22 protein-coding genes are annotated in these 23,075 nt (G+C 58.0%); 10 read left to right on the forward strand and 12 right to left on the reverse strand.

What is annotated here, in order from left to right; translation table 11 throughout:
* Nucleotides 1–198: 198 nt before the first annotated feature.
* Together LZG00_02065 and LZG00_02070 are read right to left on the reverse strand one after the other, a co-directional pair.
* The gene (locus LZG00_02065; GenBank protein MCF3592777.1) at nucleotides 199–1,026 is read right to left on the reverse strand and encodes a 2-oxoacid:ferredoxin oxidoreductase subunit beta; all 828 of its coding nucleotides are present in this window, start codon (nucleotides 1,024–1,026) and stop codon (nucleotides 199–201) included.
* Nucleotides 1,023–2,765, reverse strand: coding sequence for a 2-oxoacid:acceptor oxidoreductase subunit alpha (locus tag LZG00_02070; protein MCF3592778.1), 1,743 nt, complete (start codon nucleotides 2,763–2,765; stop codon nucleotides 1,023–1,025). Before LZG00_02070 ends, LZG00_02065 begins: the two co-directional genes overlap by 4 nt.
* A gap of 158 nt (nucleotides 2,766–2,923) precedes the next feature.
* Here LZG00_02070 and had point away from each other — a divergent pair, with 158 nt between their 5' ends.
* The 8 genes from had to LZG00_02110 are packed head-to-tail and all read left to right on the forward strand — an operon-like array spanning nucleotide 2,924 to nucleotide 10,796.
* Entirely contained in the window at nucleotides 2,924–3,988 is a 1,065-nt protein-coding gene (had, locus tag LZG00_02075) for a 6-hydroxycyclohex-1-ene-1-carbonyl-CoA dehydrogenase (protein MCF3592779.1), read from the forward strand.
* Nucleotides 3,989–3,999: 11 nt separating this feature from the next.
* Complete coding sequence (gene oah / locus LZG00_02080; protein ID MCF3592780.1) at nucleotides 4,000–5,121, forward strand: 6-oxocyclohex-1-ene-1-carbonyl-CoA hydratase; 1,122 nt, start codon at nucleotides 4,000–4,002, stop codon at nucleotides 5,119–5,121.
* The gene (locus LZG00_02085; GenBank protein ID MCF3592781.1) at nucleotides 5,118–5,885 is read left to right on the forward strand and encodes a cyclohexa-1,5-dienecarbonyl-CoA hydratase; all 768 of its coding nucleotides are present in this window, start codon (nucleotides 5,118–5,120) and stop codon (nucleotides 5,883–5,885) included. Before oah ends, LZG00_02085 begins: the two co-directional genes overlap by 4 nt.
* Nucleotides 5,882–7,060 carry a benzoyl-CoA reductase subunit C gene (gene bcrC, locus LZG00_02090; protein MCF3592782.1) on the forward strand — a complete coding sequence of 393 codons (1,179 nt, stop codon included), beginning with the start codon at nucleotides 5,882–5,884 and terminating at the stop codon, nucleotides 7,058–7,060. Before LZG00_02085 ends, bcrC begins: the two co-directional genes overlap by 4 nt.
* A complete protein-coding gene (bcrB, locus tag LZG00_02095) occupies nucleotides 7,057–8,364 on the forward strand; it encodes a benzoyl-CoA reductase subunit B (protein ID MCF3592783.1) in 1,308 nt (435 codons plus the stop codon). Before bcrC ends, bcrB begins: the two co-directional genes overlap by 4 nt.
* Nucleotides 8,361–9,686 carry a benzoyl-CoA reductase subunit A gene (bcrA, locus tag LZG00_02100; protein ID MCF3592784.1) on the forward strand — a complete coding sequence of 442 codons (1,326 nt, stop codon included), beginning with the start codon at nucleotides 8,361–8,363 and terminating at the stop codon, nucleotides 9,684–9,686. The genes bcrB and bcrA overlap by 4 nt, the downstream gene beginning before the upstream one ends.
* On the forward strand, nucleotides 9,683–10,531 hold the full coding sequence (gene bcrD, locus LZG00_02105) for a benzoyl-CoA reductase subunit D (protein ID MCF3592785.1): 849 nt from the start codon (nucleotides 9,683–9,685) through the stop codon (nucleotides 10,529–10,531). The genes bcrA and bcrD overlap by 4 nt, the downstream gene beginning before the upstream one ends.
* 22 nt (nucleotides 10,532–10,553) lie before the next feature.
* Complete coding sequence (locus tag LZG00_02110) at nucleotides 10,554–10,796, forward strand: YfhL family 4Fe-4S dicluster ferredoxin (protein ID MCF3592786.1); 243 nt, start codon at nucleotides 10,554–10,556, stop codon at nucleotides 10,794–10,796.
* Nucleotides 10,797–11,201: 405 nt separating this feature from the next.
* Here the strand turns inward: LZG00_02110 and LZG00_02115 are convergent, their stop codons facing one another.
* From LZG00_02115 to LZG00_02145, 7 genes are all read right to left on the reverse strand, one after another.
* The gene (locus LZG00_02115; GenBank protein MCF3592787.1) at nucleotides 11,202–12,188 is read right to left on the reverse strand and encodes a GNAT family N-acetyltransferase; all 987 of its coding nucleotides are present in this window, start codon (nucleotides 12,186–12,188) and stop codon (nucleotides 11,202–11,204) included.
* 17 nt (nucleotides 12,189–12,205) lie between these two features.
* A complete protein-coding gene (locus LZG00_02120) occupies nucleotides 12,206–12,706 on the reverse strand; it encodes a hemerythrin domain-containing protein (protein MCF3592788.1) in 501 nt (166 codons plus the stop codon).
* Between the two features lie 122 nt (nucleotides 12,707–12,828).
* Nucleotides 12,829–14,106: a hypothetical protein gene (locus LZG00_02125; GenBank protein ID MCF3592789.1), complete on the reverse strand. Its 1,278-nt coding sequence runs from the start codon at nucleotides 14,104–14,106 to the stop codon at nucleotides 12,829–12,831.
* Nucleotides 14,103–14,363, reverse strand: a complete 261-nt coding sequence (locus LZG00_02130) for a DUF2249 domain-containing protein (GenBank protein MCF3592790.1) — start codon at nucleotides 14,361–14,363, stop codon at nucleotides 14,103–14,105. Before LZG00_02130 ends, LZG00_02125 begins: the two co-directional genes overlap by 4 nt.
* On the reverse strand, nucleotides 14,360–15,328 hold the full coding sequence (locus LZG00_02135) for an FAD binding domain-containing protein (protein ID MCF3592791.1): 969 nt from the start codon (nucleotides 15,326–15,328) through the stop codon (nucleotides 14,360–14,362). The genes LZG00_02130 and LZG00_02135 overlap by 4 nt, the downstream gene beginning before the upstream one ends.
* Nucleotides 15,325–17,655, reverse strand: a complete 2,331-nt coding sequence (gene hcrA / locus LZG00_02140) for a 4-hydroxybenzoyl-CoA reductase subunit alpha (GenBank protein ID MCF3592792.1) — start codon at nucleotides 17,653–17,655, stop codon at nucleotides 15,325–15,327. Before hcrA ends, LZG00_02135 begins: the two co-directional genes overlap by 4 nt.
* Nucleotides 17,652–18,122, reverse strand: coding sequence for a 2Fe-2S iron-sulfur cluster-binding protein (locus LZG00_02145; GenBank protein ID MCF3592793.1), 471 nt, complete (start codon nucleotides 18,120–18,122; stop codon nucleotides 17,652–17,654). Before LZG00_02145 ends, hcrA begins: the two co-directional genes overlap by 4 nt.
* Before the next feature lie 217 nt (nucleotides 18,123–18,339).
* Here LZG00_02145 and LZG00_02150 point away from each other — a divergent pair, with 217 nt between their 5' ends.
* On the forward strand, nucleotides 18,340–18,831 hold the full coding sequence (locus LZG00_02150; GenBank protein MCF3592794.1) for a GNAT family N-acetyltransferase: 492 nt from the start codon (nucleotides 18,340–18,342) through the stop codon (nucleotides 18,829–18,831).
* A gap of 39 nt (nucleotides 18,832–18,870) precedes the next feature.
* Nucleotides 18,871–19,329 (forward strand): Rrf2 family transcriptional regulator, encoded by a 459-nt coding sequence (locus LZG00_02155; protein ID MCF3592795.1) that lies wholly within the window; start codon nucleotides 18,871–18,873, stop codon nucleotides 19,327–19,329.
* A gap of 47 nt (nucleotides 19,330–19,376) precedes the next feature.
* Here LZG00_02155 and LZG00_02160 read toward each other — a convergent pair whose 3' ends face one another.
* Genes LZG00_02160 through LZG00_02170 form a run of 3 tightly spaced genes read right to left on the reverse strand, consistent with a single transcriptional unit; the run spans nucleotide 19,377 to nucleotide 23,072 of the window.
* Nucleotides 19,377–20,255: a thiamine pyrophosphate-dependent enzyme gene (locus LZG00_02160; protein ID MCF3592796.1), complete on the reverse strand. Its 879-nt coding sequence runs from the start codon at nucleotides 20,253–20,255 to the stop codon at nucleotides 19,377–19,379.
* A 4-nt stretch (nucleotides 20,256–20,259) separates the two neighbouring features.
* The gene (locus tag LZG00_02165) at nucleotides 20,260–21,426 is read right to left on the reverse strand and encodes a hypothetical protein (GenBank protein ID MCF3592797.1); all 1,167 of its coding nucleotides are present in this window, start codon (nucleotides 21,424–21,426) and stop codon (nucleotides 20,260–20,262) included.
* Complete coding sequence (locus LZG00_02170) at nucleotides 21,423–23,072, reverse strand: FAD-dependent oxidoreductase (GenBank protein ID MCF3592798.1); 1,650 nt, start codon at nucleotides 23,070–23,072, stop codon at nucleotides 21,423–21,425. Before LZG00_02170 ends, LZG00_02165 begins: the two co-directional genes overlap by 4 nt.
* Nucleotides 23,073–23,075 lie beyond the last annotated feature (3 nt).

Consider the following 23,075-nt stretch of genomic DNA (forward strand, 5'->3'; position numbering starts at 1 on the left):
CGAAAAATGTCTCCTCGGGGCGGAATTTACCATTTTACGTCAGCGTGTTGTCAAATCGTAAGTCTGCGTCCTATCGTCTCTCATCCTTAATAAGACAACGAAAAATTTCGATCCCCAGGAATAAATCAGCCGGGCGCGATGCGGCCCGGCTGACGTCTTGGAGGCAACGAAAGGTGGCCCGTTTGAGGCTTGCGCGCCCTAGATTTCGAACGCTTTTTCGAGCGGGCGAAGATCTCTTTCCACGCCGTCCTTGACCGAGGCGAAATAGGGTTTGCGATGGCCGCGATAGAGGATGCCGGTGTTCATCCCGTCATCGGTCATGATGCGGCGCGCGGCACGTGCCGGATCATCGGTTTCCGGCACGCTGGCCTCATGCACCTGATTCTTCCACTCTTTCTCATCGGGGCGGAAGGTGACGCAGGGGCTGAGGATCTGCACAAAGGAAAAGCCCGGATGCTCGATCGCCTGCTTGATGGTTTCCGTGCAGGCCTTGATGTTGCCGGAAAACTCGCGGGCGACGAAATTCGCCCCCGAAGCCAGCGCGATTACCAGCGGATGGAACGGCGAAAGTCCGGTGCCGCCCGGCGACAGGGCCGTGTCCCAATCTGGCTCGGTTGTGGGCGAAGGCTGGCCCTTGGTCATGCCGTAAATCCGGTTGTCCATCACCACATAGGTCATGTCGACATTGCGCCGACAGGCATGCAGGAAATGGTTGCCGCCGATGGAAAACCCGTCGCCGTCACCACTCATCGCCATCACGGTCAGATCAGGACGCGCCACCTTGAGACCCGCAGCCACCGCCAACGAGCGCCCATGAACGCCATGAAACCCATAACAGTTGGTATAGGCGGGAATGCGCGAGGAGCAGCCAATGCCGGAAATGACGGCAATCTCCTCGGGCGGTCTGCCCAAGTTTGCAAGCGCCTTGGTGATCGACATCAGAACATGGAAATCGCCACACCCCGGGCACCAGATCGGTGTGATATCGGACGTGAACTGGCTGGCTTTCATTTTGGTAACTGTCATTGGACTTTCCAATCAGTGATCTGGGAGGCAATTTCATCGGGTCCGATTTCATACGGTCCCTCGCGGTTGAGTTGCTTGAGGTCGTAAGGCAAATCGATGTTCGAGCGCACATGGCGATAGAACTGACCCGAGAAGCTCTGTTCCACGACCAACACCCGCTTTGCGCCCTTCAACGCCGCCTGCAACGCATCGGTGGGGAAGGGGGATATCTGACGCAAAGAAACCAGACGCGCCGAGATGCCCTGATCCGACAGAAGGTCCAACGCTTCGCGTGCCGCCCCGGTCATCGACCCCCAGGTCAGGATCACGGTATCGCTGGCCGCATCGCCTTCACTCACACCCCAATAATCGCCAAATTCGAACTTTTCGATCTTGTTGGCGCGCTTGATCATCTGTTCGTGCTGATCAACCCTGGCGCTTGAGGGAGAGCCGCGCTCTGTATGGGTCAACCCATCGGCGGTATATTGGCCGCCCGGCTGCCCCGGAAGCGCCATGGGCGAGACGCCATCGGCAGTCAAACCATAACGCAGATAGCTTTCGTCAGAGGCGACATAGGGTTTGCGCTTGGTCAGGAAGGTGACGTCGGCGGGGATGTCGATCAGCACGTTGGCCTGGCCAATCGATTGATCCGACAACACGACAACCGGCGTTTGCAGCGTTTCGGCGATATGCACCGCCCATTGCGCGGTAAACACACAGTCAGACACGCTCAGCGGGGCGACGACCACATGATCGGCATCACCGTGAAGCCCGTAAACCGCGATGTTCAGGTCGGATTGTTCGGATTTGGTGGCGATACCTGTGGATGGACCGACACGCATCACATCGACAATGACAATCGGCGTCTCCGAGGCGGCGGCAAGCCCGAGGCTCTCCATCATCAGCGCGAGGCCGGGGCCGGATGTGGCCGTGATCGAGGCGCGACCACCAAAAGACGCCCCGATAATCATGTTGATCGAGGCCAGCTCGTCTTCGGCCTGTACCAATGCGCCACCAATCGAGGCAAGCGCGGGCGCGAGGTATTCAAGCACTTCGGTGGCTGGCGTGATCGGATAGGCGGCGGCGAAGGTGATGCCACCACGCAGCGCGCCAAGGCCAACGGCTTCGTTACCGGTAATCAGCCAGCGCTTGGCGTCCTGATCCTTGGCCGGGGCCAGGGTCTTGGTCTGCGGAAAGGCCTGCGCCGCCTGCATGCCCGATTCGATGCAAAGGCGCCCGGTTTCGATGGCCTTCTCGCCCTTGCTTTGCAGTTTGGAGGAAACAGTGTTCATCACGGTTTCAAGCGGCAGCCCGATCAGTTCGATGATAAGACCGACCGAGATCATGTTTTCGCGCCCACCCGGAACGGCCTTGGCCAGCTCGCCAATCGGGCATTGCACGATGGTGCAATCCGCGTCGAGCACAGCTTTGGGCGGATCGCCCGCGGCAGGATCGCAAATCACCAGACCGCCAGCCGCGACCGGCATGTTGCCGATGAACCGGTTGGCGTTCTTCCAGTCGATTGCGACGAGGATATCAAACTCTTTTGACATGCAGGCTGCCGGTTCGGTGGACAAACGAACCAGCGCCGCGGCCTCACCGCCGCGAATCTGTGGCCCGACCGAGCGAGTCAGCAGACCATACCAACCGGACTTTCCTGCGGATTCGAGCAGAATGGATCCTGCTGTGATCGCACCAGCACCGCCGGTGCCGACGATGGCAAACGATACGGTTTTGGCTTGATGACTTAGGGCGTTCATGGCGGCTCCCATCTTTGTTTTTTGGGGATTTCAGGCCATTCCTGGCCCCTGGTGGTTTTCTTTGTTGACCTTAAATAGGTATTAGCGTACCAATTTACGGTAATAGGGATTGGGAACGCTGTCAATAAGGCTTCCCGCCCAGACTCAGGAGGAAGAAGATGCCAACACGCTGGATGATGGTCTCAGGTGAAAAGCCACTCGAAAGGGTGCAGTTCGACATCGACAAGCCGGGTGCCGGCGAGGTTGTCGTGGAGGTTGCCGGTTGCGGCGTCTGCCACACGGACCTTGGTTATTACTATGACGGCGTGCGCACGAATCATGCGCTGCCGCTGGCCTTGGGCCACGAAATCAGCGGTACTGTCACCCAGGCGGGTGAGGGCGCAGAAGACTGGATCGGCAAGACCGTTATCGTGCCTGCGGTGATGCCATGTGGCGAATGCGACGCCTGCCAACGCGGCAAGGGCACGATCTGCAAGGCGCAGAAGATGCCGGGCAATGACATTCAAGGCGGATTTGCCAGCCATATCACCGTCCCCTCCCGCGGGCTGTGCCCGGTCGATACCGATAAACTTGCCGCTGTCGGGCTGACTCTGGCGGATGTCTCGGTCGTTGCCGACGCGTTGACCACGCCTTATCAGGCTGCGGTGCAGGCCGGTGTGGGCGAGGGCGATCTGGTGATCGTCAATGGCACCGGCGGCGTCGGTGGCTACGCGGTGCAGGTTGCTGCCGCAATGGGCGCGACCGTGGTGGCGATTGATGTTGTCCCCGAAAAGCTTGAGGCGGTTCGCAAGAACGGTGCGGCTCTGACCCTGAACGCCCGCGACTTTGATGTTCGCGGTCTGAAGAAAGAGATCGGCGCCTTTGCCAAGGCCAACGGCCTTCGGCCTTCGGAATGGATCATCATGGAGTGCTCGGGCACAGCTGCGGGGCAAACCACGGCGTTTGGCCTGCTCAACCACGGCGCCACCATGTGCGTGGTCGGCTTCACCATGGACAAACTCGAAGTACGCTTGTCGAACCTGATGGCCTTCCATGCGCGCCTTCTGGGCAACTGGGGCTGCCCGCCCGAGCTTTACCCCGGTGCGCTCGAACTCGTGACAAGCGGCAAGGTCAAGCTTGCGCCGTTTGTCGAACAAAAGCCGCTCGATGACATCAACGAAATCTTCCAGGCCGTGCATGACGGTGAATTGGTCCGCCGGCAAATCCTCGTGCCCGGTGAGTAAAGGAACACACTATGAATAATACCAGCTTTAACTTTGTTTCCCATGATCTGGTGGAAGACGACACGCGCGAAGGTATCTCCGACAAGGTGATCTTTGAGAAGCGTCCCGCCAAACTGCCCGACGGCACGGTTGCCGAAGGTCTCTACAATGTGTGGATCATCCTGAACAATCCGTCGCAATTCAACTCTTACACCACCGACATGGTGAAATCGGTGATCCTGGCTTTCCGCGCCGCATCCAACATGCGCGACGTGAACGCCGTGGTGTTCACCGCTGCTGGCGACAAGGCGTTCTGCACCGGCGGCAACACCAAGGAATATGCCGAATATTACGCCGGGCGGCCGCATGAATACCGCCAGTATATGCGCCTGTTCAACGATATGGTTTCCGCCATCCTTGGCTGTGACAAACCGGTGATCTGCCGCGTCAACGGCATGCGGATCGGCGGCGGTCAGGAAATCGGCATGGCCTGCGACTTCTCGGTCGCTCAGGACATGGCCCGCTTTGGTCAGGCCGGCCCGAAACACGGCTCTGCCGCGGTTGGCGGATCGACAGATTTCCTGCCGGTGATGATCGGCTGCGAACTGGCAATGAACTCGGGCGTGCTCTGCGAGAGCTTTACCGCCCAGAAGGCGCTGCGCGTCGGCATTCTGACCGACATCGTGCCGGGCCTCAAAGTTGATGGTGAATATGTCGCCAACCCGCTGGTCGAAACCAATTACGTCACCGACGCATGGGGTCGCCTGATGCATGGCGAGATGAAAACCGGCGATGCGTTGGCCGAGGGCAAGGCGCTGATGAAGTCAGGTGAAATGGACCTCACTGCATTGGATGAAAAGGTCGAGGAACTCTGTGGCAAACTGCTGCTGACCTTCCCTGATTGCACCACCAAATCGGTTGAAGAGTTGCGTAAACCCAAGCTGGAAGCTTGGAACCGCAACAAGGAAAACTCGCGCGCCTGGCTCGGTGGCAACATGATGACCGAAGCCAACATGGGCTTCCGCGCCTTCAACGAGGGCAACCGCGAAGTTGGTCGCGAGGTCGATTTCGCCCTGCTGCGCAAAGAACTGGCCGAGGGTGCCAAATGGACCCCCGAGTTTATCGACAGCATGATGCCGGGCGTGCGTAAATGAGCGAAGTGCTTGGCATAACCCTGGCGCTTGACGGTGCTTTGCTGCGGCTTCGGTTGAACCGGCCCAAGGCGAACATCGTCGACGCCGAGATGATTGCAGCACTGCAAGACGCTTTTGCTGCGCATCTCGACAACCGCGATCTCAAGGCGGTTCTGGTCGAAGCAGAAGGCAAACATTTCAGCTTTGGTGCTTCGGTCGAGGAGCATTTGCCCAACAGCTGTGCCGAGATGCTGAAATCTCTGCACGCTCTGGTCAAGCAGATGCTGGAGTTTCCTGTTCCGGTACTGGTCGCGGTGCGCGGTCAGTGCCTCGGGGGCGGGCTTGAAGTGGCTATGGCGGGGCATACGATTTTTGCCGCGCCGGATGCCAATCTTGGCCAACCCGAAATGATGCTGGGCGTGTTCGCGCCAGCGGCATCCTGTCTGTTGCCGGGCCGCGTCGGCCAGGCCCAGGCCGAAGACCTGCTTTATTCGGGCCGCTCGATCAGCGGTGAAGCGGCACATCAGATCGGACTGGTCGATGTGCTCAGCGATGATCCCGAAGCTGCAGCGATCACCTATGTCGAAACCCATCTGAAAGCCAAAAGCGCGAGTTCCTTGCGTATGGCGGTTCGGGCTGCGCGGGCGGGCTATTGCCGCGATGTGTCGGCTCGGCTCGATGAGGTTGAGGCACTCTATTTGAACGACCTTATGTCAACCCGTGACGCGGTGGAGGGGCTTGAGGCCTTTCTTGCGAAACGTCCAGCAAAGTGGGAAAACAGATGACGGAAAAGACCGTATCCGAAATCGTCGAGCGCTGTCAGGCGCTGTATGACGACCTCAATTTTACCTCCGCTCGTGAGTGGAAAGCAGCCGTGCCGGGCCGCAAGGTCATCAGTTATATGCCGGTCTATGTGCCGCGCGAGCTGATCCATGCCGCAGGTATGCTGCCGCTGGGCATCATGGGTGGTGGCGACAACCTCGAAGTCATCCACGGGGACGCTTACTATCAAAGTTATATCTGCCGCATCCCAAGGTCGACCATCGAACTTGGCGTGTCAGGCCGCGTCGACTTTGTCGATGGTATGTTGTTCCCGTCGATCTGCGACGTGATCCGCAATCTTTCCGGCATGTGGAAGATGCTCTTCCCGGATGTCTATTCGAAGTATTTCGATGTGCCGCAGACCTACAAAGACGAAGTCGGTGGCGTGTTCTACACCGGTGAGATGCGCGAGTTCCTCGAAGATCTCGAACGCATCGGCGGGCGCAAGATCACTGACGATGACATCAACGCGTCGATCGCGGTCTATAACGAAAACCGCAAGGTGATGAACGAGCTTTATGCCCTGCGCGCTGCAGAGCCTTGGAAAGCTCCGGCATCAGAGGCCTATCTGGTTATGCGTGCCGGACTTGTGCTGCCGGTCGAAGAGCACACCCAGCTTGTGCGCGACTATATCGCCGCAGCCTCCGCTGCAACGGATCGTCCGATGAAAGACAACAGCCGCGTTGTTCTGACTGGCATGTTCTGCGAGCAACCGCCGCTGAACCTGATCAAGTCGCTGGAACTCTCGGGTTGCTACATCGTCGAGGATGACTTTGTCTTGGTCAGCCGTTGGTTGATTGGCGACGTGCCGACAACGGGCGACCCGGTGCATAACCTGAGCCAGGCATTCCTGCACAGCTCAATGTCGACTGCGGCCAAATATGAGCCCAATCAAGAAGAAAAAGGTCAGTTCCTGGTGCGCGCGGTGCGTGACACAGGGGCCGAGGGCGTCATCTTTGCCTCGACCAGTTTCTGCGACCCTGCGCTGCTTGACCGGCCCATTCTGCAGAACGTGCTGAAACGCGCAGACATTCCCTTCATCGCGTTCAAATACGCCGAGAACTCCGGCCAGATGCAGCCCATCCGCGAACAGGCCGGAACGTTCGTTGATTCAATCAAACTGTGGAGTGCAGCATGAGACCTTCAGTTGTAACCGCCAAAGCCGAGGATGTTCTCAAGGACGCCTCGATGATCAAGCAAAAAGAGATGATGGCCAAGCACTATGAGCGGCTGTCCAGCGCACCAGAGACCGGTGCCAAGGTGGCATCGACCTTTGTGCCCGGAAATCTCAACGAACTGATCATGTGTTTCGATCTCGTCAACAACCTGCCCGAGGTCAACGCGATCCAGTCAGGCCTGCGCAAGCAATCGGGCTCCTATATCATGGAAGCCGAACGTGCCGGGCATTCCGAAGACGTGTGCACCTATGTGAAGTCCGACATCGGAATGATGATGAAGGGCAATATCGGGCCCAACGGCAAGAAGCTGCCTGACCCTGATGTGCTGCTCTTGTCCTACACCGGCTGTTTCACCTTCCTCAAATGGTTCGAGCTGCTGCGCGAGCAGTATAAATGCCCGACCATCTTCCTCCAGACGCCTTACATGGCCGACGGCAAGGTCACGCCGAACATGGTCCAATACATGGTCAAACAGTTCAAAGAGACCGTGATTCCGACGCTTGAAGAAGTCTCCGGGGTCAAGTTCGACATCGACCGGCTGCGGGAATATCTCAAGAAATCGGCTCAGGCCGAGGACGATTTGGTCTACATCCTGGAAACCGGCAAGAACAAACCGTCGCCGATTGATGCCTATTTCGGCGGTATCTACTACATCGGCCCGATCTTCGGCGCCTTCCGGGGCACCGATGACGCGATCGACTATTACAAGTTCCTGCGCGAAGAGGTCGACCAGCGCCTGCTCAAGGGTCTTGGTCCGGTAACACCCGATGGCCCGATGGCCGAGGAAAAATACCGCCTCGTGGTCGAAGGTCCGCCAAACTACACCTCGTTCCGCCAATTCTGGAAAATGTTCTACGAAGAAGGCGCAACCGTGGTGGCCTCGTCCTACACCAAGGTGGGTGGCACCTATGATTATGGCTTCCGCCATGATCCTGACCGCCCGCTCGAGTCGCTGGCTGAGTATTGCCTTGGTGTCTACACCAACCGCAGCCTGCCGATGCGCATCGACATGCTTAGCGATTACATCAACGAATACGAAGCCGACGGTCTGCTGATCAACTCGATCAAGAGCTGCAACAGCTTCTCTGCTGGCCAGCTTCTGATCATGCGCGAAGTCGAAAAACGCACCGGCAAACCGGCGGCGTTCATCGAAACCGATCTGGTCGATCCGCGCTACTTCTCGGCGGCCAACGTCAAGAACCGCCTGGAGAGCTATTTCCAGATGGTCGAGCAGAAACGCAGCGGGAAAGGAGCGGCAGCATGAAAACCTTCGTAGGAATCGATCTCGGCTCCACCACCACCAAGGCGGTGATGATGGACGAGGACGAGCGTATCCTGGGACGTGGTATCACGAACTCGCGCTCGAATTATGAAACCGCCTGTTCGGTTGCCACCGAAGAGGCCAAGATCGACGCACGGTTTACACTGTTTCGTCGCGAATTCGGCGCAGCCGGAGCCCTTGACGATCAGGTCGAGGAGTTTCTGGGCGCGCTTGAGCGCTCCTTCCGGCTTGAGCAGTTCCTTGAGCAGTTGGGCGATCTGGAAGAAACCTGCGTCAAACTGGTGCGCGGCGAGCGGTTCGAAAAGATCGGTGATGGCGTCAAGGCGGCGCTGGCCGAAGTGTTCAGCCGCTTGCGCAGCGAAGCACCCGCGATGTATGCGCCTGACGCTGATCGCAAATCTGACTTCTTCCGCGATATCGCCGGTTCGCGTTATCTGGCCGTGGCCGAAGAGGTTGGCCGGGAAGCCGGGGTTTCATACGATGTTCTGCTGAACGTCTATGACAAGTCGATCATCGCGGTCGAAAACCGCCCCCCCTCGGGCAAGCTGAACGAGAAGTTCAAGGCCGCGATGCAACGGGTCTCGCAAGAGAACACCGGCGCCGCAACCATTCTGGGCGAGAAAGCCGAGCATGCTCTGGGGATCGAACTGGAAGAGACCTATCTGGTCGGGACCGGTTATGGCCGCGTGACGCTGCCGTTTTCCAAAGAGCACATCCGTTCGGAAATCCTGTGCCACGGGTTGGGGGCGCATATGATGTATCCCAAGACCCGCACCGTGCTGGACATCGGCGGACAAGATACCAAGGGTATTCAGGTCAATCCCGATGGCATCGTCGAAAACTTCCAGATGAACGACCGCTGTGCCGCCGGCACGGGCCGCTATCTGGGCTATATCGCCGATGAGATGAACATGGGTCTGCACGAACTCGGACCGATGGCGCTCAAATCGAAAAAGCCGGCGCGCATCAACTCGACTTGCACTGTGTTCGCGGGTGCTGAGTTGCGCGACCGTCTGGCTCTGGGCGAAGCACGCGAGGATATCCTGGCCGGTTTGCACCGGGCGATCATCCTGCGCTCGATGTCGATCCTGTCGCGTTCGGGCGGGGTGGCAGATGAGTTCACCTTTACCGGCGGCGTTGCCAAGAACGAGGCGGCGGTGCGCGAGCTGAAGAAGCTGGTGTTCGAAAACTACGGCGAAGTGAAAATCAACATTGGTGCGGAATCGATCTACACCGGCGCATTGGGTGCCTCCGAGTTTGCCCGTCGCGCCGCTCATGGACGCATTGAAGGAGTGGAAGCATGACACTGACAGCAGGAATTGATGTCGGCACGGGGGTCGTCAAGGCGGTGATCTTCCGGGTCGAGGGCGACAAAGAGGAATGGTTGTCAAAATGCAGCCTCCGCATCCGTTCGCGTGACCCGATGCAGCTCGCTCGCGAGGCGTTCGATCAGGCGTTGGAAGATGCCGGGATCAAGGAAGAGGATCTCGATTATGTCGCCACAACCGGCGAAGGTGAATCGATCCCGTTCCACACCGGTCACTTCTATTCGATGACCAGCCACGCGCGCGGCGCGCGGTTCCTCAACCCCGCCACCGGCGCGATCCTCGACAGTGGTGCGCTGCACGGCCGGGCCATGATCACCGACGACAAGGGCAAGGTCACCAACTACAAAATGACCAGCCAATGCGCCTCGGGTTCGGGCCAGTTTCTTGAAAACATCGCCCGCTATCTTGGCATTGCCCAAGACGAGATCGGCGGTTTGTCGATCAAGGGTGACGACCCGGAAGAAGTTTCGTCGATCTGTGCCGTTCTGGCCGAGACCGATGTGATCAACATGGTGTCGCGCGGAATCTCCGCGCCCAACATCCTCAAGGGTATTCACCTGTCGATGGCCAGCCGTCTGGCACGTCTGCTGAAATCAATCGGCGTCAAGGACGACGTGATCATGATGACGGGTGGCATGGGGCTTGATGAAGGTCTCTGCGAGGCGCTGCGTGAAAGCCTGGCCAAGATGAAGGGCATGGATGGCGCCACAGTCGTCAACCACCCCGACTCGATCTTTGCCGGGGCGATCGGTGCCGCACTTTGGGGCTCGTTCCGTTTCGACAAGCTCGCAACCAGCGGGCAAATGCTCAAAGCATCGTAACTTTCTATTAGGAGGACTGAAAATGGCATTGATGATTGTTGACCCCTGCACCGCATGCGACGCTTGCGAGCCGGTCTGTCCAAATGAGGCGATATCGGTGGGCGATCCGCATTACACGATCGACCCGATGAAATGCACCGAATGCGTTGGGGAAGAAGACGAACCCCAATGCAAGCTGGTCTGCCCGGAAGCTTGCATCATCCCGAATCCTGATTGGGAAGAATCCGAAGAAGAGTTGCAGGCGAAATACGAAGCGTTGCAATAAGCGGTTCAATCTCCCCGCCGCCTGGCCGCAACGCCAGACTGGGCCGGAACTCGTGATCGGGTTCCGGTCTTTTCTTTTGCTCGACCGGGATGTTTCGCACGAGGTAAGACACGCGCGTCTGCCGGGCATGCGCCAAGTTGGTCGACGATGCAAAGGCACACTACCGACGCTTCCTAGGCGCGCGTGGTTCAGGCTCCGAGTGGCTGCGTGATCGCGTTTCTGGAAGACGTGAAGCGCGGCTAGCAGCTGCGTCCATCGGGCGGTGCGTTAAGCTTTGGCGTTAATGATTTGGAAAGTTTTGCCCGGCAGCCATAGGGCAGCCGGGCAGCAGACGGGAGTCACCCCCCTTATTTGGCAGCGTGCGGTGGCGTTAACCAAACCTGCCCGCTGGTTGATCCCGAGGGATCAGATAGGTTTTGTCAGCGTGATCCGCTGCGCGGGTTTAAAGCCGACGGCGCTGAAATAGTCGATCAGCGCGGTATCGTCCCAGTCAACTTCGGTGCGCACGGTTTCGGTCTGAAGAACGTTGAGATTGACCATGAGCTTGGCCATCAAGGCATGACCAATGCCTTGTTTTTGAAAGCCAGGATCGACACCAATGGTATCCATGACCGCCTCCGAACTGGCACGGCCGAACTCGCCGAAATCGACGCGGGCCATGATGAAACCCACCGGGAAACCGTCTTGTTCGGCGACCAGAGAAACCCGGACACCGCTCTGGTGAAGGTTTTCGTCCTGCATGCGGGTGAAATACCCGGTGCGGTCGGATCCTGAATTGTCCGCGTCGATCGAGATGATCTTGGCCAAATCCCCTTCTTTCATTGACCTGACCGGCACCCGATCATGAGACAACGCGTTCCCTGCATCACCATCGGGCGAGCTGTAATCGATCTCAGGGTTGCTATCGGCCGGATCGTCTTCAAGCTCATGGGGCATGACGCTGGTCGGGCGCGTCAGAACAATGCTCGGAGCCATTTCGAATCCGGAATGAGCAAGAAAGCTCAGTATTGGCCATTGATCCCAATTGATCTGACTGGTCAGAGTGGTCACGCCCTTGTGGCGCAGCACGTTTTCGATCTCACCGAGCAATTTCTGCCCGAGCCCTTTAAGCCCGCGGCTTGGGTCTACCCCAAGCGCGTCGAGCGAGGCGCTGGCCCCGGACTTGCCGAATGCGCCTTTGACCAGCTTGGCAAATGCAAAGCCCACAAGGACCTCTTTGTCAAACACACCCACAAAAACATAGTCGCGCGGGTTTTCAGTGGCCGCAGTCAGCCGTTTTTCAAAATAGCCCCGCCGAGATGATCCGGATGCGGCTTCGTCAATCGCGATGACGGCATCAAGATCTGCGGAAGAGAGAGGTTTTACTGTTGTTTCCATCAATGTATCGGACATTTTGAGCCTCGTTTTCGTCAGTGGTTTTCGGCATAGGCAGTCGAGAGTTCCATATCTGTTTCCGCATCAAGCAGATCGTCCAACGTCGGCAAAAGCGCCATCTCTTCCTTCTGAATATGAGCGAACATCCGTTCGATCAGTTCGGCCGCGACGGTGCGAAACTTTGTCCAGGTCTCGTCGGTGAAGCCGTTTTCCAATGCCGCGCGGGCCATTTCGGCAACCGACTTGCCCAAGGGCAGCAGAGCGCGGTGTTCTTCGCGCAGGTGAACGCCGATCGCCACATCACCCATCTCCTCCAGGCGTGGGAACAGCTCGTTTTCTTCAAACGCAAAGTGTACGCTGACCTCTTCCTCGATGGCGCTACCGGCGGCTTGCAGGGTTTTCAATACGCTCGGATCGCTGGTGTCAGGAACCTTCTTGCGGGCTTTTGCAAGCAGCTGGTCAAGCGATTCGATGACGACGACAGTCGCTTGATGATCTTCATGTAAAAGCTGGGCGGTACGGCGGCTGAAGCTCATTTCGGTCCATTCCTTTCACTGGCGAGGTATAATTATCTATTTAAGTACTACAATACTTATTTAAGGCTGGCAAGTGCCTTCCTTGGGCCACATGTCCCGCTTTAGAGCCATCTCTGCAAAGGTCAGGCGGTCTTGTCCGTTCGCTTGAGTTTACGTGTAACCATTGCCGCAAAGACGAGAAAGGCCGTTGCCCCGACCAAACCCAGCGCCGCCCCCCCCTGGATCAAGAGCGTTTCATCCCAGACAATTCCGGCACCGCAAACTGCGATTGCGGAAAAATGACATACCGCGTGGACCTTTAGCGGGCCCTCGGGCGTCAGATCTGACAAGAGCGGTGGCAAGCCGGATTTGCCAGCGGCATGCATTGAGGCAAGGAAGGGCATGATCCGTTGCAGGATGCCGAACAGAAACGTGAGCAGCCAGCCGAAAAGAAGGATAAACCCGGTCAAAGCCGGTGTGTTCGGGATGCCTGCATCAGCGATCCAGGCAGCGCCGAGCGCCAGAGTGAGGATCAGAAACGCCCAGGACGTGCGGACCAGAACGAACGAAAGCCCCAGCCGTTTGCGCATCCGCGATTCGAGGGCCGTGCGCATCAACCACAGATAACACCCCGCGGCGCTGAGCCCAGCCACCAGTGAACACCAGAGCAAGATTACGTTGTCATACAAGAGTGCACCGGCAACTTCCGCAAGCGCCAACGTGGTCAAGCCTGCTTGTACCCATCCCAAGGGCTGAGGTAGGCTGCGAGACAAAGCAAACATCGGGATCAGCACCAAACTTAGGCCGAGAACCAGTAACCCCATGAATCCGAAGCTCCCAAGGAGCATGTGAATCATGGCGAGGGCGGTGTGATTGTCGAGAAACCCGAGCTCAAAATCCAGGATCAAAAGAAAGCCCAACATTGCCACCCCGATCATTGCGGCGAGTGCCAGCCAGCCATGGGCCGAGACGACGGGGATACTGCTGGCGCGGCGGAGGTTGTCTGCGGTGAGAACCAGAAAGATCAAGAGCCCTAAGCAAACGAGTCCTGCACCCGCCTGCATAAGCAACGGTCCGGCCAGAGCCATGCCCAACGTCAGCGTAAAGACGCCGGGCGCCATCAACCAAAAGCACAGACGCGTTGGCCAGTCACGTGCCAAAGGGCGGCGCGTGACAACGGGTAGAAGCTGAAAGCTTGCTCCAATAGCTGTCATGGCGAGAACACCCAGTGTAACGAGATGGATTGCCGCCAAAGTTAGCCCGGTCCCGCCGCGAAACAGTGCGACGTCTTCGGCACCGAGCAGAAGAACAGCCCAAGCCAGTACATGGAATACCGCAGCCGTCAGGAAGAACCGGAACGGGATTGACGCAGGAAGAAGCCTATCCTGTGCGCCGCCAAGAAAGCTGTTGGCCATGCTCATGTCTGGATCCTCAATGTCAGTCGTACCGTATCGGTATCGCGCTGAAGATAGCTGTAGGTCCAGCCGCGCTCGGCCAATTCAGCGAAGAGATGAACCGGGTCGCGATCAAAATAAGCGGTGATCGGGCCGCGCTGATTCGGCTGTTCGATATGCCAAAGGATTGCCACCATCGGATCGGGCGGTGCCAATCCGCGGGTGTCGATATGCAGGCCGTCGCTTGCCTGCCACGATTTGCCAGGTGCGCCGCGGACCTTCATAGCAGCGATTTGGCGAGCCGGACGGTGAGGGCGGCGACCGAAAGTCGCCGGTAATGCGGTGCGATGGTTGTCGTGCGCTGGGGCGAGACTGATTTCTGGACCTGCTTTTCGAGGGCGGCAAAGAAGCTTTCGGTGTCGTCGTTTGGCGCCAGGGTCTGGTCGAAGTCTACCATCAGTGGCATGGAATTCGTGCCGGTAATGGCGATGGTGAATCGAGCGGTTCCGTCGGACTGTTTTGCGCAGGACACTGCGACGCCGGCGAGCGGAAAATCGACCGAACCGCGCACTGCGATCTTTTCATAGTCCGAGTTCAGGGCGGCCCTCGGGAGATGCGCAGCAACGACGATCTCGCCGGGATCGAGTTTGAGATGGGCCGCGCCGTCCTCTTCAAAGAAATCCGACAGCGCGATGCGGCGGGAGCCGTTTGGCGCGGCGATTTCGAGAGTTGCGCCGTGAACCATCAGCGCGGGGGCCATGTCGCCGCTATAGGCGGCCCGGCAGCGATTGCCTTGGGGCGCAACATGGCAGGTATCGCCCCGGTATTTGAGGCAGAAGTCATTGGATTTTCGCCACCAGTGACTTTGATTGAAATAGACGCAGCGAGTGTCGAGGCAGAGATTGCCGCCAAGGGTTGCGACTTCGCGGTGGCTCGGCCCGGCGACGCGTTGGGCGGCTTTGGCAATGGCGGGGTAATCTGCGCCGATGCTGCTGTTTCTTGCCACTTCGGCAAGCGTCACGCCAGCGCCGATCCGCATTCCAGACTCGGAAACCTCAATGGTGTTAAGGATGTCGATCTTGCCCAAATGGACTACAGTACCGGCCTCGGACAAACCCTTGCGCAGCCGCACGACAAGATCGGTGCCCCCTGCGCAGAGAACGGCGGTGGGATCGGATTGCAGTGCTTTGACGGCATCAGCCACTGTGCTGGGTTCGAGGTATTGAAATTGGGGCAGGGCCTCGGTCATGTGACGGCCTCCTGTTTCTTTGCGCGGTTCTTTGCGCGGCGGAATTTAATCAGGGCTTCGAGCACCCGGTCGGGCGTGACGGGGAGGAAATTCACGTCCATGCCGATAGCATCAGCCACGGCATTGACCAGCGCGGGCGGAAAGCCAGAGAGCGCGCCTTCGCCGGCTTCCTTGGCCCCAAACGGCCCCAGAGGATCGATGCTTTCGACGATTTGCACATCAATTGGCGGGGATTCGACGATTGTCGGAAACCGGTAATCGGTGAGATTGCCATGCGCGGGCAGACCTTCGATATAGTGCGTTTCCTCGCAAAGTCCCTGGCCCATGCCCATCCAGACCGATCCCTCGATCTGTCCCTCTACCGCCAGCGGGTTTATCGCATATCCGCAGTCGAGCGCTGCCCAGACCTGTTCGACCGTGATCTGGCCTGTGGCGTCATCGACGCTGACCTCGACCACCTGCGCGGCATAGGAGAACCCCATGGTCGAGCCGACAGCACCGCCACGGTGCTTACCGCCCTGGGCTTCGATCGGCGTTGAAAATGTGCCCTTCACCGTGATCGTGCCCTCTTTGGCGAGAGCGGCGATGGCGACATCTTGAAATGGCAATTCGGATTGCGAACTGCCTTTGACGAAGAATGTCTCGCCTTCGCATTCCACATCTTCGGGCGACGCATCCAGAAGCTCGGCAGCCGCCGCGACCAGCTTTTCGCGCAGCGCCTTGGCGGCCTCGATCGCGGCATTGCCGACCATGAAGGTAACCCGGCTGGAATATGAGCCATTGTCCTTGGGCGTGATCGCGCTGTCATTGGTGACGACGCGGATCCGACCAAGATCGATGCTCATCACTTCGGCTGCAGCGAGGGCAACGATAGTGGTTGAGCCTTGGCCGATGTCCGAAGCACCGGTCAGAACCGTAACGCTGCCATCGAAGTCGAGTTTCATCGAGACGACCGCGTGCGGCTCACCTGTCCAATGGACCGGTTTCGCGGCACCGGAAACATAGTGTGAGCAAGCCATGCCGAGGCCTCGGCCCTTGGCCAGCTTGCCTTTTCGCTCGGCCCAGTTGCTGGCCTTTTCTACCTTGTCGAGACATTCGTCCAAACCATAGGAATTCACCATCAAGCCGTTGCTGGTGAACAGTGGAGCTTTGAGTAGATTGGCGCGACGCACCGCGAAAGGATCAAGTCCCAGATCGCGGGACATGCGATCGAGCAGGCATTCGAAGGCGTGGCGCACATCAACCGTTCCATGCCCGCGCATCGCGCCGCAGGGCGGTTGATTGGTATAGACGCGATAGCCGTCATACTTGATGTTGGAGATGTCATAGATGCCCTGGAGCAGAGCTCCGGCATAGAGGATCGTGACAATACCGTAGCCGGCGTAAGCGCCACCACTCATCACCACTTCGCAATCGACCGCCGTGATCTTGCCCGCTTTGGTCAGGCCCATCTTGAGCTTCACTTGGGTGTTGGGGCGACCGCGGTGAGTCAAGAAGGTCTCTTCGCGGGTGAGCTGCATCATCACCTTGCCGCCGACCTTGCGCGCTAGCAATGAGACGATGATCTCGAAGTTCAGAGTCTCTGTGCGGGCGCCAAATCCGCCACCGACGAATGGTTTGACGACCCGGATGCGCGAGCTGTCCATATCAAGGCAGTGTGCCAGCATCAGGTGTACATAAAATGGCACCTGTGTCACGGAATGCAGGGTCAGCCGTTCACGGGTGCTGTCGTATTCGGCAAGCGCCGCGTGGGGTTCCATCTGGGCATGATTGATTTCGGCGCAGTTGAAGGTTTCTTCGCGCACGAGATCGGCGCTGGCAAAGCCTTCGGCCATGTCGCCAAAGCTGTGATGCACCTCGCGTTCGAGATTGCCCGGCTTGTTATCATGCAACAGTGGCGCGTTTGGCGCGCGCGATTGTGCTGGTGAATAGCAGGCGGGCAGTTCTTCAATTTCGAGTTCGATCAGATCGAGTGCGCGCGCGGCCGTTGCAGCGTCTACTGCGGCGACCGCAGCGATCGGCTCGCCGCGGTAGCGGATCTTGTCGCGCGCCATGGGGTATTCGTTCATTGCGATCGGGATCACGCCATAAGTCTTGTCGCAATCTTGTCCGGTTATCACGGATATGACACCGTCTAGCGCCTCGGCTTTGGACGTGTCTATCCGTATGATGCGCCCATGACTTACCGGTGCGCGCAGTATGCGCCCGACCAGCGCGTCGCGCGTGTCGAGATCTGCGGTGTAGAGCGCTTTACCGATGACCTTTTCGATTCCGTCCACAAGGGGGACAGGTGTGCCGACAATGGAGTTCTTGGACTTGACGTTCATTGTCTGCTCTCCGCTGCGGCGATTTGTACGGATTTGATGATCTTTACATAGCCGGTACAGCGGCACAGGTTTCCACCCAGTGCTGTCTTGATCTCGGTCTCGTCGGGGTTCGGATTATCGCGCAACAGCCCCTCGGCGGCCATGATCATGCCAGGGGTGCAGAACCCGCATTGTGTGCCGAGGTTTTCATGAAACGCACGCTGCAGCGGGGAGAGAACTCCATTTTTCGCCTGGGCATCGACGGTTTCGATTTCGGAATTTTCACAGCTCGCAGCTAGAGTGATACATGCCAATCGGGGGCGACCATCTATCAGAACGGTACAGGCGCCGCATTCTCCGCTGTCGCAGCCTTTCTTCACGCTGGTCAGTGCCTGTCTCTCGCGAAGGTAGTCCAGCAATAGGAGGTTGTCTGGTATGATATCCTCAACTGGTCTGCCGTTGAGTTTCAGACTGACTATTCGCTTCATGTTTACGGCCTTCCTGTCGCTTGGAGTTTGCAAATCAATAAATAAGTACTATAATACCATAAATGACTATGGGATACAGCAAACTTGGGGTGTGGGCGAAATTTGGAAGGATGCAGTGATCGTTTGAGGGCGACAGTGAGCGCAGGTGGTTGCATGTCTGTTCCAGTTCATCCTAGTGTCTTTGCCTTGAGTATACTCAGACCGTTGAGGAGCCTGCATGTCTAAGAATAGTGAAGAGAAGTCACCGGAGAACGTGCTGCGTATCCGCAGGGCGACCTCGGATCATTTGGAACAGGTTGTCGAACTTGATGCCCGCATCACGGGCAAGTCGAAGCTCGACTACTGGCAGGATATATTCGAGCGTTATGCTGCACGGCGCATTGATCAGCGGTTCTTTTTGATCGCAGAAGGACCAGAGGGAGGTGATGCCGGAATCTTTGGTCTGATCGTCGGAGAAGTTCGGGGTTGGGAGTTCGGGTCCGAACCCTGTGGCTGGATCTTTGCGATTTCGGTCGATCCGGATCGGCGCCAGCAGGGTATCGGAGAAGCCTTGTTCAAGGCGATGTGCGATGAGTTTCGACAGGTCGGTATCAAAAAGGTTCGCACAATGGTGCGGCGCCAGAACACGCTACATATGTCCTTTTTTCGAGGGGAAGGTATGATGGCTGGCCCATTCATACAGCTTGAAAAGAAGTTAATTGACGGGTAATGGCGTCCCGGTTTTCGCCACGGATGTGAGGTAGTTAACGTGCAGCAATCTAGTCGTCTTGCCATCTACGCCCTGATCGAATTGGCGTCTAATCCTGATTCACAGATTTCTGCGGCGGAAATCGGAGCGAAGTACCGCGTATCTGCGCATCATCTGGCGAAGGTGCTGATGACACTAGGCCGTGCCGGTTTGGTTCAATCTGTGCGTGGTGTCGGAGGCGGTTATACCTTTACCGGAAACGCCAAACGCTTGAACCTCGATGAGATCATCAGCCTGTTTCAGGATACAACAACCAGTTGCAAACTGGCCGATCCTTCCGAGGCGACTGATGAAGAATGGGTTTTGTTTGATGTCTCCAACGAGATCAACGATATCGCGCGCTCGACCTATAGTTCGATTACGATCCAAACTTTGCTGAAACAGGTGGAGCGTCGTCAATCAGCAAAGAGCCGGGCCAAGGAAAATGCCCCGGAAGCTGGTGACTTGCCGGTTACGTGAGTGTGACAAGTAAGACCTACGGCACCAAGCAGCTCGTCTGATCGGTGCTACCCGGTCTGCCCGGCCCGTTCTGTCAGCCGCGACCAGGTGTCATCGACCTCGGCCTGAAGCTCTGCCCGGCCCGCATCATCAAGGGAGCGGTAGCGTTTTTGTTGGGCGAGATAGCCATCGATCGGCTTGGTCCTTTGCGCCACGGTCATTGTGTAATCCACACCATTCTCAACTTCAAACAGGGGGAATACACCAGACTCAACGCCCAGGCGCGCCGTCTTGACCGCGGCATTGTCTGCCACACCCCAGCCGGGCAAGCAGGGGATCAGCACAAAGATGACCTTGGTGCCGCGAATGGTTTTGGCCTTTTTGATCTTGGCTGCCATATCGCTCAGATGAGAGGGGCTGGTGGTTGCGATGTAGGGGATACGATGCGCCGCCAGAATCTCGATCATGTTCTTTTTGCGGGTGGTCTTGCCCAAGGGGGTGCTGCCAGTGACCGCCTTGCTGGGTGTTGACGAACTCTTCTGGCCGCCGGTATTCATGTAGCCTTCGTTGTCAAAGCAGATATAGAGGATGTCCTCGTTACGCTCGGCGGCAGAAGACAAGGCTTGCAAGCCAATGTCATAGGTGCCGCCATCGCCTGCGAGACAAAGAACAGTGGTGTCATCGCGTCCTTGCGCCTTCAATGCCCGTTTGATTCCACTGGCCGATGCTGCAGCGGACTCCAGGGTGCCATGCAATACCGGAATTTTGGCCGCGCTCATCGGGTGACCACCAAGAATCACTGCGGAGCAAGAGGGTGCTACGACGCCCACGGCATCGTCACCCACCTCATTGAGAATTACCCGCATGGACAGTGCTTCGGCGCACCCGGCGCAGGCCACATGGCCCGAACAGAACTTGCCTTCGTCTTTGTATTCGATCTTTTCCATGCGCCTAGTCCACCCAGATTGGTTGCATTGATTGCGCCGCATTCCGATAGTCGTGCGCCAGCTTTTCGATATCCTCGACGGATACGTTGACACCGCCGACGCCTGCCAGAAGCCCGTGCAGCCGAGGCGGGTTTTGCACGCCAAAGAGCGCGGCTTGAAGTTCCTGATGCAATACGCCGCCCATGCCGGGAGAATAGTTGCGATCCAGAACGATGGCGCAAGGCACACCGGCAAGCGCGTCGCGCAATGTCTCGATGGGAAGGGGACGAAACAGCCGTACCTTTAGCAATCCGGCGGCAACGCCGTTTTCACGCAAGCGGTCCACCGCCTGGCGCGCCGTGCCGCACATGCTACCCATGGTGACAAACAGAATCTCTGCGTCTTCGGCGCGATAGTACTCAAGTGGCGCAGTAAGACGGCCGGTCATATCAGACCAATCGCGCCCGGCCTGTTCGGTAGCCGTTTCGACTTGTGCCATGGCCTTGGCCATCTCCCGACGGGTGAGGTTCCAGGAGGCTTGATCAATAGGCGCGCCGAGTGAGCGGTTTGAACCATCGCCCAACTGGATATCGCGCTTGGTGCGGGGCAGGTAATTTGCCACGGATTCCTTGGAAGGCAGACTGACCGGCTCGACCGAATGGGAGACGTAAAAGGCGTCGTGATTCACCATGACGGGTAGATTAACCGCCTCGGCGATGCGAAACGCCTGGATCACCGTGTCGAGAGAATCCTGCGGGCATTCGCTATAGAGCTGAATCCAGCCTGTGTCGCGCTGAGACAGGCTATCGATCTGATCGGGCCAGAAGCCCCATGGGGATGCCGGAGTGCGATTGACGTTGAACATCACGATCGGCGTGCGCGCGCCAGCTGCAAAATGCAGCAGTTCGTGCATCAACAGCAACCCTTGCGAGGATGTTGCCGTGAACACCCGCGCACCGGTAGCCGAGGCGGCGATTGCGGCGGCCATGGCAGAGTGTTCCGATTCTGGCGTCAGAAGTTCGGCATCAAAGAGATTGCTACTTTGAAAGTCGATCAGCTTTTCCAGGATCGGCGTCTGCGGCGTAATCGGATAGAGCGGCGCGACATCGGGGGTGGCCAGGCGTACGCCCCAGGCCACTGCATGGTTGCCGTTCAAGAGCTGCATGGTGTCGTTGAAAGCCGGGGCGTTCATGATGTCGTGTCCTCTTGCATGTGGATGGATCCTGTCGGACATTCCGCGACGCACAGACCGCAGCCTTTGCAGAAATCGGGGTCCACGAGATATCCGCCATCGACCTTGGTGATCGCCATGTCGGGGCAATAGAAATAGCAGTTGTCACAATAGATGCAGGTGCCGCAGCTGAAGCATCTTCCTGCCTCGGATACGGCGTCATCTGCCGAGAGCGGCTGTTGCACCTCGTCAAAACTCTTGAGCCGTGTTTCAACGTCTGTTGTGTCTTGGATCAGGCGGGCGTGGTCGTCCTGATAGGCGATGTTGATCCGGTCATAACCGACCTCTTCGGCATTCCCGGCAGGCGACTGGGCCGCCTCTGGCAACAGGCGGGCGGCGACAGCGTGTGCAGCTTCCTTTCCCATGCCTACGGCCTGGGTCACAAATCGGCTCATGCTGGCGACATCACCACCGGCAAACACACCGGGGGCGCCTGTTTGCCATGTGTCGTCAACACCGACGACGGGGCCTTTTGCGGGCAGCAAACCAGCCCATCGTTCCAGATCAGCATCTTGTCCGATGGCGGGAATGATGGTGTTTGTGGAGAGCTCGAATTCGCTATCACTGACAGGGTCGATGCTGAATTTTCCGGGTGCCTGACCCGGTGTGAATTTCACGCGGATGCAGCGCATTGTCACCTGCTCTCCATCAGCTTGGGCAGATTGCATCATTGTGCCGGAAACAAAGACAACACCTTCCTCGGTGGCCTCGTTGATTTCGACCTGTTGTGCGGGCAACTTGCCTTCTGGTTCCAGGGACAGGACGGTTACGTCGCGCCCAAGACGCCGGGCGGAACGGGCAACATCCAACGCTGCACTGCCACCGCCGATGACGACGACATGCTCTCCGGTTTTATTGCGTTGCTCGGTTGTCGGTGCGGCCAAAAACTCGGCGCTGTCGATGACCCAAGGTTGCGCATAGTCAATGCCGGGCAGCGGTTTGGGCAGGCTTGCTCCGGTTGCCAGAAAGACAGCGTCATGGATATCGCGCAGTTTGGCCAGGGCCGCTTCGTCCATCACTTCCGTCCCAAGGTGCAGATCAATGCCCATGGCGGTAATACGGTTGATCTCGCCATCGAGAATATCGCGGCTCAGTCGGTAGGAGGGGATGCCGTAGCGCATCAGTCCACCAAGCTGCTCCTTGGTCTCATAGAGTGAGACCTGAATGCCATAGCGCCGTAGCTGATAGGCAGCCGACAATCCGGCGGGCCCACCGCCAATCACCGCGACTGATTGATCAGTTTGCGACTTGGCAGCCGGGAATTTCCAGCCTTCAGCAAGGGCCTTATCACCGACAAAGCGCTCAAGGCTGCAAATGCCGACGGTTTCATCCAGATCTCGGCGATTACAGGCTGTTTCGCAAGGGTGATGACAGATGCGCCCGGCAATGGCCGGGAATGGATTGTTGTCTGCCAGAGTGACGAACGCGTCATAGTGATTGCCGTCCTTGACCTGCTTGATCCATTCGGCAATTCGCCCGTTGACCGGGCAGGCACCAAGGCAGGGCGAGGGTTGGTTTTGATAGTTGGGTAGGGCGCTGCGCCAAGTGCCAGTCTTGCGGTTTTCGCTGGTCAGATGAGTCCATAGCGGGGAAAGCTGTGTGTTCATGGA

The sequence above is a fragment of the Rhodobacteraceae bacterium LMO-JJ12 genome (assembly GCA_021555075.1).
Classification (GTDB): domain Bacteria; phylum Pseudomonadota; class Alphaproteobacteria; order Rhodobacterales; family Rhodobacteraceae; genus JAKGBX01.

Coding starts and splice junctions, on each gene's coding strand:
- LZG00_02135 (MCF3592791.1), bottom strand. CDS start 15,328: ATGACCGAGGCCCTGCCCCAATTTCAATACCTCGAACCCAGCACAGTG.
- bcrB (MCF3592783.1), top strand. CDS start 7,057: ATGAGACCTTCAGTTGTAACCGCCAAAGCCGAGGATGTTCTCAAGGAC.
- LZG00_02130 (MCF3592790.1), bottom strand. CDS start 14,363: ATGAAGGTCCGCGGCGCACCTGGCAAATCGTGGCAGGCAAGCGACGGC.
- LZG00_02110 (MCF3592786.1), top strand. CDS start 10,554: ATGGCATTGATGATTGTTGACCCCTGCACCGCATGCGACGCTTGCGAG.
- LZG00_02150 (MCF3592794.1), top strand. CDS start 18,340: ATGTCTAAGAATAGTGAAGAGAAGTCACCGGAGAACGTGCTGCGTATC.
- LZG00_02165 (MCF3592797.1), bottom strand. CDS start 21,426: ATGAACGCCCCGGCTTTCAACGACACCATGCAGCTCTTGAACGGCAAC.
- LZG00_02120 (MCF3592788.1), bottom strand. CDS start 12,706: ATGAGCTTCAGCCGCCGTACCGCCCAGCTTTTACATGAAGATCATCAA.
- LZG00_02065 (MCF3592777.1), bottom strand. CDS start 1,026: ATGACAGTTACCAAAATGAAAGCCAGCCAGTTCACGTCCGATATCACA.
- LZG00_02170 (MCF3592798.1), bottom strand. CDS start 23,072: ATGAACACACAGCTTTCCCCGCTATGGACTCATCTGACCAGCGAAAAC.
- hcrA (MCF3592792.1), bottom strand. CDS start 17,655: ATGAACGTCAAGTCCAAGAACTCCATTGTCGGCACACCTGTCCCCCTT.
- bcrC (MCF3592782.1), top strand. CDS start 5,882: ATGACGGAAAAGACCGTATCCGAAATCGTCGAGCGCTGTCAGGCGCTG.
- LZG00_02115 (MCF3592787.1), bottom strand. CDS start 12,188: ATGTCCGATACATTGATGGAAACAACAGTAAAACCTCTCTCTTCCGCA.
- LZG00_02070 (MCF3592778.1), bottom strand. CDS start 2,765: ATGAACGCCCTAAGTCATCAAGCCAAAACCGTATCGTTTGCCATCGTC.
- LZG00_02145 (MCF3592793.1), bottom strand. CDS start 18,122: ATGAAGCGAATAGTCAGTCTGAAACTCAACGGCAGACCAGTTGAGGAT.
- had (MCF3592779.1), top strand. CDS start 2,924: ATGCCAACACGCTGGATGATGGTCTCAGGTGAAAAGCCACTCGAAAGG.
- LZG00_02125 (MCF3592789.1), bottom strand. CDS start 14,106: ATGAGCATGGCCAACAGCTTTCTTGGCGGCGCACAGGATAGGCTTCTT.
- bcrA (MCF3592784.1), top strand. CDS start 8,361: ATGAAAACCTTCGTAGGAATCGATCTCGGCTCCACCACCACCAAGGCG.
- LZG00_02085 (MCF3592781.1), top strand. CDS start 5,118: ATGAGCGAAGTGCTTGGCATAACCCTGGCGCTTGACGGTGCTTTGCTG.
- bcrD (MCF3592785.1), top strand. CDS start 9,683: ATGACACTGACAGCAGGAATTGATGTCGGCACGGGGGTCGTCAAGGCG.
- LZG00_02160 (MCF3592796.1), bottom strand. CDS start 20,255: ATGGAAAAGATCGAATACAAAGACGAAGGCAAGTTCTGTTCGGGCCAT.
- oah (MCF3592780.1), top strand. CDS start 4,000: ATGAATAATACCAGCTTTAACTTTGTTTCCCATGATCTGGTGGAAGAC.